The sequence below is a fragment of the Neptunomonas sp. genome, from assembly GCF_041601355.1.
Classification (GTDB): Bacteria; Pseudomonadota; Gammaproteobacteria; order Pseudomonadales; family Balneatricaceae; genus Neptunomonas.
Map to the genome: position 1 here is coordinate 1 of NZ_JBFIIH010000007.1, position 17,285 is coordinate 17,285.

Here is a 17,285-nt window from a genome sequence, read left to right on the forward strand (position 1 = left end):
GGCAGGAAATGCCGATCTTATTCTCAGCAGCGGTGGCGTATCAGTCGGCGAAGAAGACCATGTCAAATCGGCAGTGGAGGCACTGGGCTCATTGAGCTTGTGGCGGTTGGCGATTAAGCCGGGTAAACCGCTTGCGTTTGGTGAAGTGAAAGGTACGCCGTTTATTGGCTTGCCAGGTAACCCCTCGGCTGTCTTGGTAACCTTTTTGATGCTGGCGCGCCCGTATCTCTTGAAAATGCAAGGTGCTTGCAATCTGCAGCCGCGTCAATATCAGGTACATGCCGGTTTTGATCGTACTAAAGCTATCTCCAGAAAAGAGTTTTTACGCGTCATCGTTACTAACGAAGATGGTAAATTGTTTGCAGCACCGGCCCATAGCCAAAGTTCTGGTGTCTTGAGTTCAGCGGTTATGGCTGATGGGTTGTTAGTGGTACCCGAGCAGAACCCGGTAGTAAAAGGTGATCTTTTAGACTTTATTCCGTTCGCAGAACTAGGAGCGGTTTAGCTGAATTTTTTCATAAATAGGGATAACAATGAGCAATTTAACGAAGTTAACAGCGGGTGAGGTAATGTCTTCCTCTGTACTGACCGTGCCACAGTACTGGTCATTAAAACAGCTGATCGACTTTTTTGATCAGCATAAAATTAACGGTGCGCCAGTGATGGGCGAGAGCGGTAATTTAGTTGGCGTTGTCAGTATTAGTGATATTTTAAAGTTTGATAGTCGCGCCCACTCGATTAACGAAAATCCAACTACGCAGTTTTACTACAATAATATGGACGGTGCTTCACCTGAGCAGTTAGGTTTGGTGGGCGGGGATGTACATACGCAACATCAGGTCAGCGAAATTATGACGGCCCATGTTGTTTCTGTTGATGCCTCTACGCCATTAACAGAAGTGGCAGCGTTGATGTGTAAAAATAAAATCCATCGTGTTTTTGTCACCTCAGGTAATGAACTCAATGGTGTATTATCTACTCTTGATATACTTAACCGGGTATAGCAGGGGATACATTGGCGACTCTTTTGGGACGTTTACCATTAAAAAGCCTTAATATCTTTCGTGTGGTAGCACGGCTTAAAAGCTTTAAGAAAGCGGCAGATGAGTTGTGTGTTACTTCGCAGGCAGTGAGCTTGCAGATACGTTCTTTGGAAGAGGCTCTAAGCATCACTTTGTTCCGGCGTTTTCCTGCAGGGGTTGGGCTTACTCCTGCTGGTGAGCGCTTGTATGAGTATACTGAGCGTAGTTTTCAACTATTAGAGCAGGGTATTCGTCAAGCGCAAGCGTGCCAGCAACGGCGTCAATTCCGTATTAATGCATCACCGTGGTTTGCTGTGCATCGTTTACTGCCTGTACTGGATCAATTTGAACAGTTACATCCTGATATCGATATAAAGATCACTACCGCCGTGGGCTTTCCGGATTTTGCAGATCAGCGTCTGGATTGTGCTATCCAGTGGGGTTGGGGGCAATGGCCGAGCAGTGCTAAGCAGTTGTTGCTCAAAGATGATAAGCGCTTAGTGTGTGCGCCATCGTTATTGAACGATAAAAAAACCTTAAACACGTCCCGGGATCTTAAACATCATCGTCTTTTGTGTACTCAGCTATCAGTTTCATTGTGGCAGCAACTTTCCAATACATTAAACCTGGACCTGCTTTTGGATCAGCAAGCTCTCGTACTGGATAGCCAAGCGAGCCAGGTGGAAGCAACAGAAAAAGGGCTGGGTGTTGCGCTGATTTCTGATGCATTAGCACTTGAGGCTTGTCACCAGGGACGATTGATAATGCCATTATGGAAAACGCCCGTGAGCGTGCTTAATCCTGCACTATTGCCAGGTTATTGGCTGGTGGTAGGAGAAGAGCGTCAGCAGGACCCGCTGACGTTAGCGTTCAGAAAATGGTTATTCAATACACTCAAAGACGATGAGCGCTTTGCCGGTTTTTGAGCTGTTGCCACCCCAGCCAGGTTTCACAGTGCTGCTTCCTTAATGTCCGTTATAAAATGTTCCTACCCATATTTTTGGATAACTCCCGCAAGCACATATTGCTTTAGTTACTTTTACAGCCACCTGATGAACGGCCAGTTCAGCAGGTAACGAGTTCAGCTGTTTATAAGCACAACCAGGTCTTTAGATCTTTTTATCCTTCCTTAAAGAAGCAACGCCTTTAGCCGATATGTTGACTATGACGACTACATACTAGTCACCTGGTTAACACACCCACTATGCCTGGAGTTTTTGTGAATACAGAAAATTTTCAAAAAAGTACCGCATATCTAGACGGTGCTTTGATGTCACTTGATGGCGATAAAGTCATCATTATTAGTTTTGGAAGCCAGCAAGAACGTTTTTATGTTTCTAGCTGTGGTGAAGTAAACCGTTGCGGTGAACAAGGACCGGTAAACGGTAATGAGAATGACTTTGAGCGTTATCGAATGGCCTTTTTAGAAGCACTGATGGATGGCGGATCACTCATCGTACGTCAGATAGGGGTTGGTGAATTGCAATTACCAACTGAGCTTGGCGGTGTCATTATTCCCTTGGATTTTCTGAGTTCAGCAAAAGTCGGCCCAAAAGGTATACGCTCAATGAGAGCTGAGGAGCTTAAAAAAATCTATAAGGGAGGTGCTGACGGGGCCGTTGAGTATCACGACTTTCCGAGTCAGGACCAGGTGAAAATCGCAATGTTGAAGTTGATAGAAACGGAGAAAGATGAAAGTACAATTGTCTGAAGAGCTGAAGTTAGCTGCTGTAACACGGGTAATGACAGCTTAATTCTGTTGCCTAAATAAACTTGTTCTTGGTGGTAAGTTTTATTGTTTGCTCTGCGGCCCTTTCAAGGCCAAACTTAGGTAAAATAATCCTGATTTTGGAGCGCACTATGCAAGCTGAAGCCTTTTTTAATGAATTGTGGGCCGATTACGTCAGTATCGCTCCGCAGGCTCAGAAAATTCATGATCTGTTTGTTGTCACTGATGGTGAAGTGATTAATGATCATGTGGCTTTTCGTACGTTTGCCAATACGCCGCTACGGCTCGATCTGCTTGAACCTCTGATTTTAGCGATGGGATATGAGCGTCAGGATAGCTACGAGTTCGAAGCCAAGAAATTACGTGCTCACAGCTATATCCATTCGAATCCGCTGCTGCCCAAAATCTTCTGTTCTGAGTTGCTGGTGGATCAGCTTAGTGATTCGGCGCAGAAAATTATCGGAAAATACACGGCTGAAATAACAGAACAGTCGCTGGATCAATCAGTGTTTTGGTCTGGCCGGCACTGGGCTATGCCTAGCTGGGAGGATTACACTACGCTAATGGCTGAAAGCGAATATGGCGCCTGGTTGCTGGCTATAGGTTTACGGGTTAATCACTTTACTGTCAGTATTAATCACCTTACGACTACCGGTGCTATTCATGAAGTATTGGATCGGGTCAAGGGTGCCGGATATAAAGTCAATACGGTGGGCGGCGAAGTCAAAGGCACACCTGAGTCTCTCTTAGAGCAAGCCTCAACCATGGCGGACCGTCAGGTTTTTGAGTTTTCTGCTGGTGATCAGCATGAGATTCCAACCTGCTTCTACGAATTTGCCAAGCGCCATGCTGATGCTCAGGGTGTTGTCTATCAGGGCTTTATTGAAGCAAATGCTGACAAAATTTTTGAATCGACTAACGGTTAATATTACCTGTCCATAAAATATTTGGTTAATTACATAAACCCGCCTGTATAACGTTATCGTTATACAGGCGGGCTTTTTGCTTAGTACGATGAGACCTTTGCACGAGCCGGAATTTTGTTTATTGGCAAAGCAAAAAGGCACAAAATAAGTGAGTTTTTGCTGATAAATGACCGATTGAGTACGTTTTTAACGCCGCTGGAAGACAGCAGGGCAATCAGGTCTTATGATATATAGCTCGCTATCAGGCCAATCAATCCGCCAAATACTCCTCCCCATACGACTAACCAACCCAGATGTTTTTTGATCATGTGTTGAATGATATTCTTCACCATGTCCGGCGTTAATTCGTTCAGGCGGGCATCAACAATCAGCTCAATATGCTCACTGATATCAGCACTGAGTTTTTCTGTACTCAGGCTATGGTGAATAGCCGCCTGAAAGCGTTCGCTTTGGGCTATTTCTTGTAATGCTGTTCGCATTTTTTCTGATACAGGCTGGCGTAATGGTTCGAGTGCCTCAGCACCGCCCACCATGTTAAGCATGGCGCCAAGCGAAGAGGCATTAATGGCATCGATCAGCTTTTGAAAGATATTGTCGTAATCCACAGCATCCAGAACGGAAGTGAAGTCTAACGTCTTTTTGGCAGACTTTTCTTCCGATTGAATGAAACGTTTAATGTTCTCTGTGGTGAAAAACTGCAACATGATGATGTTCTTTATGCCACTTTTAAAGTCTTCGAATTGGTTTGGAATAACACCAGAACCATACAGAAAGGGCACTTTCTCAAAGAGCATATGAATCGCCAGCCAATTAGTGATCGCACCAGAGAGTGCAAATAAGCCGATGGATAATAATATCTCTGAATAGACAGGCGAGACGAAGCCTGCAATAACGAGAACAATGGCAATGAGATTGGTGATGAGACTTTTATTCATAATATCAAGCTGATTTCAGTGTCAGGATGTGGGAGCAGGATTTTAGCGCATTATCGGCTTATTGAAGAGAATATTTAATCAGGTCTTGCTGTTTCAACAGGGTATGCACCTCAGTTATTTAAGCCGTGTTAGTAAAGGCCCTTTATGGTGATCATATCGGGCCTTTCCGGGCTATGCGTAAATTAAATTAGCGCTTCACCCGGACCAAAAATCTCATAATGCAGCTGCTCATCGGCTACGCCTGATTGGCGTAGAAGTGTGTGTATTGCTTGCATAAAAGGCAGCGGTCCGCAGAAATAAAACTCGGCATCCAGTGGGCAATTTTCTTTTATGAGCTGGGCCGTCATATAACCCTCATGGTTATAATCAGTATCTTGTGTAGCACCTGCGACGTCATCATAAAAAACCACTTTCGTCAGGTGAGCTAAGTCGTTATCGAGAGCGTTGATATGCTCACGAAAGGCGTGGGTCTGGCGATTACGAGTACCATGTAACCAGGTAATCTTGCGTGTTGAGTGCTGCCGAACTAAGTCATTCAGCATGCTAAGCATTGGTGTCACGCCGACACCGCCACTGATGAGAACAACGGGTTTATCTGAGTCGTCTAAATAAAAATTGCCCGTCGGTGCATGTACTAAAATTGTATCGTCTACGTTGACCATATCGTGAAGGAAATTAGAAGCGACCCCTGCAGGTATGTCATGTTGTGGTGCGGGTTCACGTTTAACAGATATCCGATAGCTGTCGCTGTTATATGAATCCGATAAGCTATATTGGCGCAGTTCTGTATTGACCAGGCTCGCATCATTGAGTTTTAAGCTGAGATACTGGCCCGGCTTATAGCTTGGTAAAGGCTGGCCATCTGCAGGCTTTAAGTAGAATGAAGTGATTTCACTGCTTTGTTTAACCTTATTAATGACACGGAAAGGTTTAAAGCCTGACCAGCCACCAGCCGTATTTTTCGTATTCTCATAAAGTACTTTTTCTGCACCAATGAGAATGTTTGCCAATTGCCCGTACGCTTCTGCCCATGCATTGATCACATCGTCGCTAGCGACCTCGGCTCCCAGTACTTCACGAATGGCTTTTAACAGGTTTCTGCCGACAATAGGATATTGTTCTGGCTGAATATCTAAACTGAAATGCTTAGTCGCAATGTTGTTGACCGCATCCCCGAGTGCTTCTAAACGATCGATATTAGCGGCATAGCCCAAAATAGCGTTAGCAAGAGAGGCGGGCTGGCGGCCGTTGCTTGACTTGCCATATTGAATACATCTTTGAGATCAGGGTTTTCTTCAAATAGCAGATGGTAGAAATGTTGTGTGATCTCTTCTCCGCGTTCTTGAATGACAGGTACGGTTTGTTTAATGATTTGGATATTTGATGCCAGCATAGAAAGTCTCACTTATAGATGTATTTTATATGCATTAAAATAGAAAAGCATTAAAATGTCAATAAAATACACTTTATGAGGCTGCCTGTGTGTTAGAATATTTCCAGGGCGGTTTGAATTTGAAGGCGCTTATCTGTTATTTGTTATCCTAGCGGGAGCACTTCAATAGCATTAAAATTTAAAAACTATGGGAGACCAAGTCTCCCATTCTTGTCTCGATAGCACTTATAACAGTGCTTCAGTTGAATTTGCTGGTGCTACCAGACCAAAGCTGGCGACCGTGCTGTTGGCAATAGATGTTATGTGAGTCGTGTTTGCAAAGTGTGCTTCAGTTGATGCACCTAAGACAGACAATGGACTAATAGCTGCTGTGAAACTCTCGGCTGGTGTAGTCACTCCTGACGCTAAGTTATGTTCTGCCGATTGTGCAGAAAAATCATTTAATCCACCGGCAAAAGCTTGTGAAGCGAAAAGTGCAGAGGTGATCAGGGCCGCGTTAATTAAAGTTTTCATGGTTGTTACTCCAGTTGTGTAAGTTGATGGGTGTACTATAAAACCCGTTACTGAAACGAAACTGAAATAAGAAAACCCTTTTATATAATTTTTAAGTATTAAAAATGAGTAGTGCTAATCGCTGGTCAATAAATAGAGGCGAATACACTTGTCGTCTCTATGCGGTCAATAGAAACGACAAGTTGAGTTGAAAAAGCCTGTTGGTGCCCGGTTTAAGCCTAAACCGCTTGTTTTGCTTGAGCTTCCAGCTCCGCCTTTAATGAAGGATCAAACTTCAGTTGGCGTGCTAGCTCATCCAGATAAGCTTTTTCCATAAAACTGTCTTCATCAACGATCAATAAGCTGGCCAGGTACATCTCTGCCGCCATTTCCGGGCTGCTTGCATGACCAGCTATCTCCACTGGATTTAAGGGCTTGTGTAGTTCCTGATCAAACCAGCGTTGTAAATCCGGGTCGTTTGTCAGACTAGCAATTCCCTGGTCAATTAAACGTCGCTCGTTTTCATCAATATGCCCATCTGCCTTTGCTGCGCCTATCATTGCGCATAATACAGCACGGCTATGTTTTTCTGCTTCTTGTGCGGGCAGGGCGCTTAAGGGGGCGGCGGCGGGAGCAGCGGCTGCAGTTGAGGGATGGTTTTGCTGCGCTTGCCAGTTGTTATAGGATTTGTAAGCAACGGCACCTAACGCCGCAAGACTGCCGTATGTAAGCACTTTGCCACCTACTTTACGCCCCGTTTTACTGCCGAGTAACAGGCCTAGTACGCCTCCAGCCAGCAACCCTCCTTTATTATCGGAGAGCAGGCTGCCTAAAGAGGTGCTTTTTTGAGATGTATCCCCTTGAGTTGAGGCAGTGCTATCGGTATTTTGGTTTTGTAAAAAATCAGTCCCGGATTTTAGTAATTGATCCAGCAGGCTTCGAGTGTCCATGAGATATCCCGATATGTGATTAAGATAAAAATTCGACATTGCTTATCCGGATAAATTCCAAAGATAGGAAAAGTTTCACACAGAGCAGGGCGTATGAGTCAGGTGAAAGCAAATGAGTCTGCGTCTTGAGGATTAGCGTTTACCGTTTGTAGCCAATGCATGTCAGGGGCGACACTTTAATCTACAAAAAACTCTATTTTGAGATGGACCCGGAGGGCTGCATGATGAGCCTAGCTTTGCCCTTGAATTCGCAAATAAAGTGCTACGTTATTGAACTTTAGAACTAACGAGATATGATTCTGCAAAAGGATTTATTCTGTCGGGCAGAGAAATGGCTCTTTTTTACAAAATTGATAGAAAACCATCGGCTCTGGAAAATACTGCTCTGTGTCGAGTTATCCACATATCTACAGGAAATAGAAGTGATACCCAAGAAATATACGTCATATGTTTTCTCATTTTTTATGGCTTTGCTGATGTCATGCTTAATGTCGCTGTTAATTAGTATTTTCAATGTTGGTTTAGTCGATGGAATAATATTAATTTGGCTCAAAGCCTGGTCTTTTGCATTTTCTGTGGCCTTTCCAATGATAATTATTGTATCTCCAGCGGTAAGAAAGTTGGTAAGTTTAGTAGTTGATAACAGTGAATAAAGCATATCAGAATAAAAAATAAACAAAGCAGCAATAATCAAACGTTTGTTTTATTTAACAAAGGGTTAATGATTAATATTTATTTTTCCTATATGAAATGATTTTGTTTAAATTCCTTTAACTAGGTGTCTATAATATCAGACAGAATATCTCCTGTTGGTTTGAAGTGTTCAGCCACAAATGTAAGCGGGAGTTATTTCAATAGGGAGGAGGTGTTCTATGGATACTGAACTTCTTCCCTGGATACTGAATACCTTGTGTTTGTAACAAGCTACGCGGTTTGATGGAAATGTTTGACCTAAAGGGATTTGACATGGGACGTTGTACAGAATTATCCTCAATTCCACTACACATCAAGCTTCTCTACTTCGCAGGCCCGATCGCGGCGGCTCTTCTCGCTTTTTTGATTCAGTTTAACGGGTTAGCGCAGTCATTTGAGGACGAGCTAGATACCGCTGTTTATCAAATAGAAACCACAGTAAATTCTTTCGAGGTGGCATTAGAAGGGTTTGCTAACTTTATTGCCATCTCTCATGATATCCAGGATGATCAGATTCGTGCGTATGCTCAAGGTATTCGAAGGCTATACCCTGACCTGTATATGTTTGAAATTGCCAGTGAGGTACCATATTCTGATCGAGACGCTTTTGAACGTTTAATGCGAATAAAAGGTTATCCTGATTTCAGGATTCATGGATTTGATTATACTGCCACCCGACAGGTAACGACTGTTGCAGAAAAACAGTTTTACTATCCCATTCGTTTTATCGAGCCTGAGTCTCCAGAGGTAATGGAAGTACTTGGATTAGATCTTGCGAGCTCATCAGGTATTTTAATTGAAACGCTGCTTGGGTCTTTAAAAGCCCCAAGACCTCTGGCCTCAAGGCCGTTTGAGCTTCTTGAAGGGGGCAAAGGTTACGTTATTTACCGACCAGCCGTGGCTATGCCAAATGTCCGTCTTGATGATGCAAAGATGCCGTTTTTAAATTTTGCTATGTTGGTAATAAGAGGGAAGGACTTGCTTCCTGACGGGTTAATGGGCCAGAGTGGCTACCGTGCCACTCTCTCCTTTACTGGGGTAAATACTGAAGATGTAACAGAGGTTTTGGTCGAACCGATAAAGATTGAGGAATCAGCCTACCCACTGTATACATACACAAAAACAGTGCAGGTGGAGAATGAGTCCCAACCCTTCAGGCTAACGCTGGAAAAAGATATTAGTTGGAATGCTTTCAATTGGTTAAAGATTCTGAGCATTACATTGGCAGGTGTTCTGTTTTTCTATTATTTAACCAGCAGACTATCAAAAGCTCACAGTAGAGATATTCTGGCTAAATATGAAAGAGACAAACTATATAGTCAGGCAAACTTTGATCTACTGACGGGGTTGCCTAATACCAATCTGTTAATGGATCGGGCGGAACAAGCTATTCGAATGGCAGAGCGCTCCGGTAGTATTGTCGCAATCTGCTATCTGGATTTAGATAAATTTAAAGTGGTTAATGATACATGGGGGCATGATGCAGGTAATGAACTGCTCATTCAGATAGCACTGAGATTAAAGCAGGCGTTAAGAGCTGAAGACACTGTAGCTCGCATTCATGGCGACGAGTTTGTCATCCTGCTTCCAGAGGTCAACAAGTTATCTGCATGGGACTACAACATTCCGGATAAATTACTTTCTATCTTTGAACAGCCCTTTTATGTTGCAGGCCAGGCTCTGCATATTACAGGTAGCTTCGGTGTTGCCTCCTATCCTGAAGATGGGCGCGATCTCGAATCATTACTAGGTGTCAGTGATAAACGAATGTATGTACATAAACACGAGCTCAACGCCCTCATGAGTTAATTGTGAGTTAATTGGGGTCAGAGCAACAATTCTCAATACAAGATCAACACAACTGCTATTTTGCTACGGTAATTCCGTTTCGCTCGAGTATCTCCAATGCTTTCCCGATATCCGGGTTGACTGGATCGATCTTCGCATCCACTTCGGTGAACATTTCTGCCGATCGGCTTTCCCGACTTGTTAATTCCAGCATCGAACCGCCCCCCGCACCGTAGGTGAATGCATGGATCGTATTCCTCGGGACATGGACTAAGGTGCCAGGTGCGCATAAGTACTTTTCTTCACCGCATTGAAACGAAATTTCGCCTGACAACACAAAAAACGCCTCGTCCCATCCGTGACTGTGGGGTGGCGGGCCGCTTCCTTCTTCACCCTGCTGATGTGTTATCCCGTAACCGCCTATCTGTGAGGCGGCCGCTAGTACAGTGACGTCGGTTCCAAATACCTTGAGTGAAGCCGGCCGGTCATTGGGCGTTGTTACAATGTACTTGTCCATAGTTCGGTCTCCAGGAGTTAAGTGGGGTCTTAATTGGGCTCAGAGGCACAATCCTTTAATTCAGACAATCGGAGTCAGAATAACAATTCTTTATGTCTGTTTATAGTTCCCGATAAAACGCCTGATCTGGATTGATTCACAGCTAATCAGGTCGCTCAAGGATACAAAGCGGTCATATGAAGGCTACAACCATTCTGATTTTTAAACCAACCCCGACACGAAATGCCGGCGCTTAACATCGGCGCAGATATCCTGCTAAACAGGCTTAACTTAGTGTAATTCTCGTCTGACCCCATTTATACTGAAGACTCGTAGTCGAGACTCAAAAAGGTCAATTTATTTTTTAAACGTACTCTTAGTGTGCTAATTACCCCTCCACTCAATAAGCTGAGAAATTAACTATGCTTGAGAAGTTTCAGACATTTATTGCACCCATTTTAGAATCATTCGGCGACAGTCCAATGATACAAGCGACAATGGTGGTATTAATTTCCTTCGTTATAGCCTCTATTTTCAAATATATCGTCATTGCCGGCTTAAAAAGAATAATAGCGCGCTCGAAAATAAATCTCGCTAATGGCTTTTGGGCGCTACTACATGGGCCTATTTACTATACGGTTCTTCTCATCGGTTTATCCAGCGCATTGTCGATTTTACAGCCAGCATATTTATTTATATGGCTGTCGGTACTAACGTCTATTGGCATGCTTATATGGACGTTATTTTTGTTAAGAGGCAATAGAGTTTTACTTCAGAGCCTCGCTTTGAACCCGGCCCGCTTCCAAAGCGTTAATCATAAAACCTTGCCGCTCTTTCAGAATATTCTGAATATTGTAATTATTATCCTTTCTGTATATTTAATTTTCTCTATTTGGAATGTAGATATGACGGCATGGCTCGCATCTGCGGGTATCGTCGGTATTGCCGTTGGTTTTGCTGCCAAAGACACCTTGGCCAATTTGTTTTCGGGGGTGTTTATTATGGCAGACGCGCCCTATAAAGTGGGCGATTATGTCGTCTTAGATTCTGGAGAGCGGGGTGAAATTACGCATATAGGGCTGCGCAGCACTCGAATGCTAACAAGAGACGATATTGAAATTACCATTCCGAATTCCGTCATAGGCAATACTAAAATTGTCAATGAGTCAGGCGGACCACATGAAAAATCGCGCTGCCGCTTACCTATTGGCGTGTCTTATGATGCAGATATCGACTTGGTTCGCAGCGTGTTAATGGCAGTAGCCAACAATGATAAATCGATTTGCATGGACCCTGAACCTCGGGTGAGGTTTCGTCGATTCGGCGGCTCATCGCTCGATTTTGAATTACTGGTATGGATAGATAGACCCGCCATTAAGGGGCGTATAATTGATATTCTCAATTGTTCAATATTGAAGGAGTTCAGGGCAAATAATATTGAAATCCCTTACGCCAAACAAGATTTGTATATTAAAGAAATGCCATCTCCCAAGTAAGATCGGTAACTGGTTTAGGATATCCGCATGCTAGCCCACATTGGCGCTAGCATGGTCTTTCCCTGTAACTGATTACATCGGACGTGAAGTTGTCGTGCATTTGTTATTTAATGATATATGTTGCAAACAGACCCACACCCAGCGCAATGGTCACGCTGCTGAATGTTCCCAGCATGATGTACTCGGTAAGTTTCATATCTTTGCTTTTTGACAGGTCGTTGAAGCGGAATACACTTTTTGCAGCAAGTAAAAATCCAATACCACTCAACAGATCAAGCAGAACGAAACTGAGTACCAGCCAGCGTTCCAGATAACCTATGGTTTCACCGGCAGACTTAAGGCTGCCGACTGTAGCGCTCTTTGTGAAGGCTGTATCAGCATCGGTGCTTATATCAGTGCTTGTATCAGTACTTGCATTGGCTCTATCCAGATGAGGAGTCCATTTTTTAAGCATCAGGCTGATGATAATAGAGGCCGGTTTCGCGCAAATAATATAAGCCAAAGCTATTATCAGCGATTTTTCGTTGATTATATTGACCAGCACGGATGTCACTGTGTCCGGGTTCCAACCATCAAGCCATCCCCAAACAGCGATCAGGCAGAGAATATGCAGTGCCTGATCGAGCAGAAACCATCTCAAACTGGACTGAAGGTAGGACTTCAGCAGGTCGATGCTCAGGTGGCAGATAAGGATGAAGGCTGCCAGCGCCACACAGGTGAGTGAACTGATGGGACTGAACAGTATTAAAATTAAAAATGTCAGAATCCCATGGACGCCTGCATGTTTGTAAAGTGCGGGTGATTTAAAATGTTTGCGGTAGCGGCATATGACCCACGGGTTTGGTTGCAGGTAAAAATCACCGATGACGTGAGCGATGATCAATAGCAGAAGTAAGCTGATGTCATTCATTGAATATTATCCGCTAATGTTTTTTCAAAGCAGAGTACATAATCACGAATCAAAATGGCACCACTGCGGCGTAACAGTTTACTGGCATTTGATCGGCTTCCGCCAATCTGTTTGGCAACTTGTTGGTGGTCGCCAAAGTCACAGCGAATATAGGCCAAAACAGCCTCTGCCTGTTTTGGGGTGATGCTTGATAGTTGAAAGTTTAAGAATTGAGTGGCTAATTGCAGTTGGTTATTCAATGGAGTGATGTTGGTGAGGAGTGAAATATCACTGTTTTTTAGCGCCTCTAAACCCATTCCGGAGAGTTCGAATGCTTCGCCGCTGGAAGTGCCGCTGTTGTTTCTCAAGTCGCGGTATCCGCCCACACCTAATGCCAGGCGAACCTCGACTGGGGCATCAGGTGAAGAGGCGATCAGTGCCATTTTCAATAACAATGCGCAGCGCATAGCAGGGATAGGATCTTTAAATGTCACCTGAAAACTATCACCGCGAAATATTTCATAAACGCCGGCGTAGTGTTCTTTTATTTCGGTAAGTGTTTGCTGCAAACTGTACAGCATCGTGTCGTAATGTTTCGCATCAATGTTCCGCGAGTTGACAATATCGCCTGTTAATACTGAGAGGGTGGACATTAGCTTTCCCTGATCGCCGCTTTGCTTAAATAAAACCATTAATGGTTCCTTAAGTCAAATTGAACCGAAAATGGTCCCATTGATAGAAAGGTTCCGTTTTTGGTTCCAGTTGAAAGCACTGAGTCAGTGGGCAGGCGTTACAAAAAATATGAAGCGAAGCGGAAAAAGAGATGACAGGGAAGAAGGCAGGAGGAATATATCGCTCCTGCCTGAGGGTATTAGCCGCGCTTGCTTATTTTCTTTTCCATGGCCAACTGGTCTGCCAGGTACTCTTCATAGGTGCCCTGGAAGTCGATCAGTTTTTTGCCTTTGATCTCGATCACACGGGTGGCCAATGAGGAGACGAACTCACGGTCGTGGCTGACAAAAATCAGGGTGCCCGGGTAATGTTCCAGTGCCATGTTTAACGCTTCTATCGCTTCCATATCCAGATGGTTGGTCGGTTCGTCCATAATCAGAACGTTAGGATCAGACATCATCAACTTGCCGAACAACAGACGGTTCTTTTCACCACCGGAGCAGACTTTGGCTTTTTTGTTGTAGTCATCAGCCGAAAACAACAGACGTCCGAGTGTTGAGCGAACAATCTGGTCGCCATGGTTGGGTTTACGCCACTGGCTCATCCAATCGAACAGATTAAGGTCCGAGTTAAAGTCAGTGGTGCTGTCCTGCGGGCAGTAGCCGAAATTGACGTTTTCTGACCACTTAACAACACCTTGCTCAGGGCTTAACTGGCCGAGCAAACAACGTAACAGGGTCGTTTTGCCTGCACCGTTTTCACCGATGATAGCTAAGCGGCTGCCCGCATCCAGGATGATATTGCCACCTGTGAATAGCGGCTCTCCATCAAACCCATGTCCCAGGTCTTCCAAAACCAGCGCCTGACGAAACAGTTTCTTATCTTGATTGAAGCGGATAAAAGGGTTAATACGACTGGAAGGTTTTACTTCATCCAACTGGATTTTATCGATCTTTTTCGCACGTGATGTTGCTTGTTTAGCTTTTGAAGCATTAGCAGAAAAACGGCTGACAAATTGCTGCAAGTCGGCTATTTGTGCGCTCTTTTTAGCGTTCTCAGAGAGCAGACGCTCCTGTACCTGAGTTGCCGCCATCATAAAGTCGTCATAGTTGCCTGGATAAACACGCAGCTCACGATAGTCGATATCAGCCATATGAGTACAAACCGCATTCAGGAAATGGCGATCATGCGAGATGATGACCATGGTACTCTTGCGCTCGTTAAGTAGCGCTTCCAACCAGCGAATGGAGTTGATATCCAGGTTGTTGGTTGGCTCATCCAACAGTAGAATATCCGGGTCTGAAAACAGCGCTTGAGCCAGCAGCACGCGCAACTTCCAACCGGGTGCAACACTGCTCATCGGGCCATAAAACAGGGACTGATCAATACCGGCACCCAGCAATATCTCTTCTGCACGGCTTTCTGCACTGTAGCCATCCATCTCGGCAAAGATGACTTCGAGTTCTGCAACTTTCATCCCTTCCTCTTCAGACATCTCCGGCAGGGAATAGATACGCTCTCGTTCCTGTTTGATCTCCCATAGCTCTTTGTGGCCCATGATGACCGTATTAACCACACTGAACTGTTCAAAGGCGAACTGGTCCTGATGCAGTTTGCCGACACGTTGGTTCGCGGAGATCGAGACATTACCGGAAGTAGGCGCAAGGCTACCGTCCAGTATCTTCATAAAGGTGGTTTTTCCGCAGCCATTTGCGCCAATCAGGCCGTAACGATTACCGTTGCCAAATTTTACTGAGATATTTTCGAACAATGGCGTGGTGCCAAATTGCATGGTGATGTTTGCGGTGGAGATCAATGAATTATTCCTGAATCTGGGAAGCGTTTAAAAATGCTGCATAAGCGGTACGGTACTATAAAGGATTGCGGAGTGATTCAAAGGGGTAAAGTGCAAATAATTGGATGATTTTTGTTCAAATGAGAGTAAAAGAGCCTTTCTGCATCCTGTTTGGGATTGAGCGTGTGAAATTTAAGAATGAATGCGCTTAAACGTAGAAAAAAGGATAGACAGAATACGAGCATTCGACGCTAAAATAGACGGTTTTAAGTTATCTGTTGGTGATCCTCCATTCAGAGTATTTTATCAGGTAGGTTGGCCAGAGATCTCTTTTGAGATAGGTAGAGTGACAGAGGCCGTTATAAAGAATCGATATACAGAGCGGTTAAACAGAACCGATTTACAGCAGCGTTATAGAGAAGCATTACAGAGAAGGCTACGTGAAGACCAGTCAGCGTTTACAGCAAATTGATAAGATGATTGCCCAACCCTACGAACATATCTGGGATTGCTGTTGCGATCATGGCTTGTTGGGGTATTTGTTATTGCGTCGGGATGCCGCTCGCACAGTGCATTTTGTTGATGTGGTTGAGCCACTAATAGCGGAGGTGCAGGGTAAATTACAGCGCTACTTTACGGAGGGTTTTCCTGAGCATGCCTGGCAGGTGCATTGTACAGATGTGTCAGAACTGCAGTTGTCTGAGGCCAGGTTGGCGAACGCTGCTAGCATACATCTGGTTATTATTGCCGGTGTGGGCGGGGATCTGTTAATTGAGTTGGTAGAGGGCTTGATTAACGCCAACCCTACACAAAAAATGGAATTTTTATTGTGCCCCGTACTGCATAACTACAAAGTGCGGGCAGCGCTTGTCGACATGAACTTTGGACTGATAAATGAGCACTTGGTCTGTGAAAATAATCGTTTCTATGAGATTTTGCATGTAGCTATGGGCGTAGAGCAGCCCATTTCACTGACGGGGTCGGTTATGTGGGATCTCTCCCGGGAGGAGGATCAGACGTATTTAGAGCGCACTATCAGCCATTATCAACGCAAGGCGCAAAACTCGAGCCGGGATGTAGAGCAAATTCTTTTCGATTATAAGGCGTTGCGCCCTACGTGCATCGCTCAGCCGATTGAGTCTTAATCTGCGAAAACAACTGTCCTGTCGCCATTTAAAAAGACCCGTTGTTCGACATGATAGCGGACAGCCCGGGATAAGGTCAGACGCTCGATATCGCGGCCTTTGGCTATCAGGTCTTGCGGATAGTAAGTATGGTCAACGGGTTCAATACCCTGCGCAATGATGGGGCCCTCATCCAAATCATCGTTGATATAGTGTGCGGTGGCACCAACGGTTTTAACACCTTTTTCATAGGCTTGATGATACGGTTTAGCACCTTTGAAGCCAGGCAGCAGTGAATGGTGAATGTTGATTGCCCAGCCTTCTAACTGCTGACACATATTTGACGATAGCACCTGCATATAACGTGCAAGCACCACTAACTCCGCATCCGAGTCCTTGATGATTCTCATGACCTTGGCTTCCTGCTCCGCTTTAGACGCTGCGGTGACAGGTAGGTGATAGTAAGGAATGCCATGCCACTCAGCCAGCGATGCCAAGTCAGGGTGGTTGGAGATAATAGCGGGGATTTCGATGGATAGCTGACCAATACGGTGTTTATAAAGAAGATCATTCAGGCAGTGATCAAACTTAGAAACCATAATCACTACTTTGGGTTTGTCGGCGGTTGAGCGCAGCCGCCATTGCATGCCAAACTTCCCGGCCCTCACTGCAAACTGACGCCGGAAATCCGATTCATCAAAAGCCGCTTCAACCCTGAACTGCGCGCGGATAAAAAATTGGTTGCTATGGCAATCATCGAAAGAGTTCAACTCAGTAACGTAATGCTGATGCTGATATAAAAGCCCCGTTACGGCATCAATCGTACCTAAACGACTCGGGCATTGGGCGGTAAGAATCCAGTTACTCGTGGCCATCACTGTATCT

Annotated in this window: 19 protein-coding genes; 9 read left to right on the top strand and 10 right to left on the bottom strand. The window is 44.7% G+C overall.

Annotated elements, in window-relative coordinates:
* The 5 genes from ABY436_RS02090 to ABY436_RS02110 form a co-directional block, all read left to right on the top strand.
* Window positions 1–505: molybdopterin-binding protein (locus ABY436_RS02090; protein ID WP_372737373.1), on the top strand; the 505-nt coding region annotated here is incomplete at its 5' end.
* Between the two features lie 28 nt (window positions 506–533).
* A complete protein-coding gene (locus ABY436_RS02095; RefSeq protein ID WP_372737374.1) occupies window positions 534–1,004 on the top strand; it encodes a CBS domain-containing protein in 471 nt (156 codons plus the stop codon).
* An 11-nt stretch (window positions 1,005–1,015) separates the two neighbouring features.
* Entirely contained in the window at window positions 1,016–1,948 is a 933-nt protein-coding gene (locus tag ABY436_RS02100) for a LysR substrate-binding domain-containing protein (protein WP_372737375.1), read from the top strand.
* A 293-nt stretch (window positions 1,949–2,241) separates the two neighbouring features.
* Window positions 2,242–2,733, top strand: coding sequence for a hypothetical protein (locus tag ABY436_RS02105; protein WP_372737376.1), 492 nt, complete (start codon window positions 2,242–2,244; stop codon window positions 2,731–2,733).
* 149 nt (window positions 2,734–2,882) lie between these two features.
* Window positions 2,883–3,677 (top strand): DUF1338 domain-containing protein, encoded by a 795-nt coding sequence (locus tag ABY436_RS02110; RefSeq protein WP_372737377.1) that lies wholly within the window; start codon window positions 2,883–2,885, stop codon window positions 3,675–3,677.
* Window positions 3,678–3,898: 221 nt separating this feature from the next.
* On the opposite strand, the gene ABY436_RS02115 is transcribed toward ABY436_RS02110, so the two are convergent.
* From ABY436_RS02115 to ABY436_RS02135, 5 genes are all read right to left on the bottom strand, one after another.
* Entirely contained in the window at window positions 3,899–4,612 is a 714-nt protein-coding gene (locus tag ABY436_RS02115) for a DUF445 family protein (RefSeq protein WP_372737378.1), read from the bottom strand.
* Window positions 4,613–4,794: 182 nt separating this feature from the next.
* Window positions 4,795–5,826: an NO-inducible flavohemoprotein gene (hmpA, locus tag ABY436_RS02120; RefSeq protein WP_372737379.1), complete on the bottom strand. Its 1,032-nt coding sequence runs from the start codon at window positions 5,824–5,826 to the stop codon at window positions 4,795–4,797.
* Window positions 5,796–6,005, bottom strand: a complete 210-nt coding sequence (locus tag ABY436_RS02125) for a hypothetical protein (RefSeq protein ID WP_372737380.1) — start codon at window positions 6,003–6,005, stop codon at window positions 5,796–5,798. Before ABY436_RS02125 ends, hmpA begins: the two co-directional genes overlap by 31 nt.
* 225 nt (window positions 6,006–6,230) lie before the next feature.
* Entirely contained in the window at window positions 6,231–6,518 is a 288-nt protein-coding gene (locus ABY436_RS02130; protein WP_372737381.1) for a hypothetical protein, read from the bottom strand.
* 218 nt (window positions 6,519–6,736) lie between these two features.
* The gene (locus ABY436_RS02135) at window positions 6,737–7,447 is read right to left on the bottom strand and encodes a tellurite resistance TerB family protein (protein WP_372737382.1); all 711 of its coding nucleotides are present in this window, start codon (window positions 7,445–7,447) and stop codon (window positions 6,737–6,739) included.
* Window positions 7,448–7,911: 464 nt separating this feature from the next.
* Between ABY436_RS02135 and ABY436_RS02140 the strand changes: the two genes are divergently transcribed.
* Entirely contained in the window at window positions 7,912–8,100 is a 189-nt protein-coding gene (locus tag ABY436_RS02140) for a DUF2798 domain-containing protein (protein ID WP_372737432.1), read from the top strand.
* A 283-nt stretch (window positions 8,101–8,383) separates the two neighbouring features.
* Window positions 8,384–9,949, top strand: a complete 1,566-nt coding sequence (locus ABY436_RS02145; protein ID WP_372737383.1) for a diguanylate cyclase domain-containing protein — start codon at window positions 8,384–8,386, stop codon at window positions 9,947–9,949.
* Window positions 9,950–10,004: 55 nt separating this feature from the next.
* Here ABY436_RS02145 and ABY436_RS02150 read toward each other — a convergent pair whose 3' ends face one another.
* Window positions 10,005–10,445 carry a cupin domain-containing protein gene (locus tag ABY436_RS02150; protein WP_372737384.1) on the bottom strand — a complete coding sequence of 147 codons (441 nt, stop codon included), beginning with the start codon at window positions 10,443–10,445 and terminating at the stop codon, window positions 10,005–10,007.
* Window positions 10,446–10,846: 401 nt separating this feature from the next.
* Here ABY436_RS02150 and ABY436_RS02155 point away from each other — a divergent pair, with 401 nt between their 5' ends.
* Window positions 10,847–11,920, top strand: coding sequence for a mechanosensitive ion channel family protein (locus ABY436_RS02155; RefSeq protein WP_372737385.1), 1,074 nt, complete (start codon window positions 10,847–10,849; stop codon window positions 11,918–11,920).
* Window positions 11,921–12,023: 103 nt separating this feature from the next.
* On the opposite strand, the gene ABY436_RS02160 is transcribed toward ABY436_RS02155, so the two are convergent.
* The 3 genes from ABY436_RS02160 to ABY436_RS02170 all read right to left on the bottom strand — a co-directional run bounded on the left by ABY436_RS02160 (window position 12,024) and on the right by ABY436_RS02170 (window position 15,297).
* Window positions 12,024–12,830, bottom strand: a complete 807-nt coding sequence (locus tag ABY436_RS02160) for a DUF3307 domain-containing protein (protein WP_372737386.1) — start codon at window positions 12,828–12,830, stop codon at window positions 12,024–12,026.
* Window positions 12,827–13,501, bottom strand: a complete 675-nt coding sequence (locus tag ABY436_RS02165) for a hypothetical protein (RefSeq protein WP_372737387.1) — start codon at window positions 13,499–13,501, stop codon at window positions 12,827–12,829. The genes ABY436_RS02160 and ABY436_RS02165 overlap by 4 nt, the downstream gene beginning before the upstream one ends.
* 179 nt (window positions 13,502–13,680) lie before the next feature.
* Window positions 13,681–15,297: an ABC-F family ATPase gene (locus ABY436_RS02170; RefSeq protein ID WP_372737388.1), complete on the bottom strand. Its 1,617-nt coding sequence runs from the start codon at window positions 15,295–15,297 to the stop codon at window positions 13,681–13,683.
* Window positions 15,298–15,716: 419 nt separating this feature from the next.
* Here ABY436_RS02170 and ABY436_RS02175 point away from each other — a divergent pair, with 419 nt between their 5' ends.
* Complete coding sequence (locus tag ABY436_RS02175; protein ID WP_372737389.1) at window positions 15,717–16,421, top strand: tRNA (adenine(22)-N(1))-methyltransferase TrmK; 705 nt, start codon at window positions 15,717–15,719, stop codon at window positions 16,419–16,421.
* On the opposite strand, the gene purU is transcribed toward ABY436_RS02175, so the two are convergent.
* Window positions 16,418–17,275 (bottom strand): formyltetrahydrofolate deformylase, encoded by an 858-nt coding sequence (gene purU, locus ABY436_RS02180; RefSeq protein WP_372737390.1) that lies wholly within the window; start codon window positions 17,273–17,275, stop codon window positions 16,418–16,420. The two genes, ABY436_RS02175 and purU, sit on opposite strands and share 4 nt — an antisense overlap.
* Window positions 17,276–17,285 lie beyond the last annotated feature (10 nt).

Excerpts from the sequence above, each read along its gene's own strand:
- ABY436_RS02095 (WP_372737374.1), top strand. The coding sequence starts at position 534 with ATGAGCAATTTAACGAAGTTAACAGCGGGTGAGGTAATGTCTTCCTCT.
- ABY436_RS02110 (WP_372737377.1), top strand. The coding sequence starts at position 2,883 with ATGCAAGCTGAAGCCTTTTTTAATGAATTGTGGGCCGATTACGTCAGT.
- ABY436_RS02115 (WP_372737378.1), bottom strand. The coding sequence starts at position 4,612 with ATGAATAAAAGTCTCATCACCAATCTCATTGCCATTGTTCTCGTTATT.
- ABY436_RS02125 (WP_372737380.1), bottom strand. The coding sequence starts at position 6,005 with ATGCTGGCATCAAATATCCAAATCATTAAACAAACCGTACCTGTCATT.
- ABY436_RS02130 (WP_372737381.1), bottom strand. The coding sequence starts at position 6,518 with ATGAAAACTTTAATTAACGCGGCCCTGATCACCTCTGCACTTTTCGCT.
- ABY436_RS02135 (WP_372737382.1), bottom strand. The coding sequence starts at position 7,447 with ATGGACACTCGAAGCCTGCTGGATCAATTACTAAAATCCGGGACTGAT.
- ABY436_RS02140 (WP_372737432.1), top strand. The coding sequence starts at position 7,912 with ATGGCTTTGCTGATGTCATGCTTAATGTCGCTGTTAATTAGTATTTTC.
- ABY436_RS02145 (WP_372737383.1), top strand. The coding sequence starts at position 8,384 with ATGGAAATGTTTGACCTAAAGGGATTTGACATGGGACGTTGTACAGAA.
- ABY436_RS02150 (WP_372737384.1), bottom strand. The coding sequence starts at position 10,445 with ATGGACAAGTACATTGTAACAACGCCCAATGACCGGCCGGCTTCACTC.
- ABY436_RS02155 (WP_372737385.1), top strand. The coding sequence starts at position 10,847 with ATGCTTGAGAAGTTTCAGACATTTATTGCACCCATTTTAGAATCATTC.
- ABY436_RS02160 (WP_372737386.1), bottom strand. The coding sequence starts at position 12,830 with ATGAATGACATCAGCTTACTTCTGCTATTGATCATCGCTCACGTCATC.
- ABY436_RS02165 (WP_372737387.1), bottom strand. The coding sequence starts at position 13,501 with ATGGTTTTATTTAAGCAAAGCGGCGATCAGGGAAAGCTAATGTCCACC.
- purU (WP_372737390.1), bottom strand. The coding sequence starts at position 17,275 with ATGGCCACGAGTAACTGGATTCTTACCGCCCAATGCCCGAGTCGTTTA.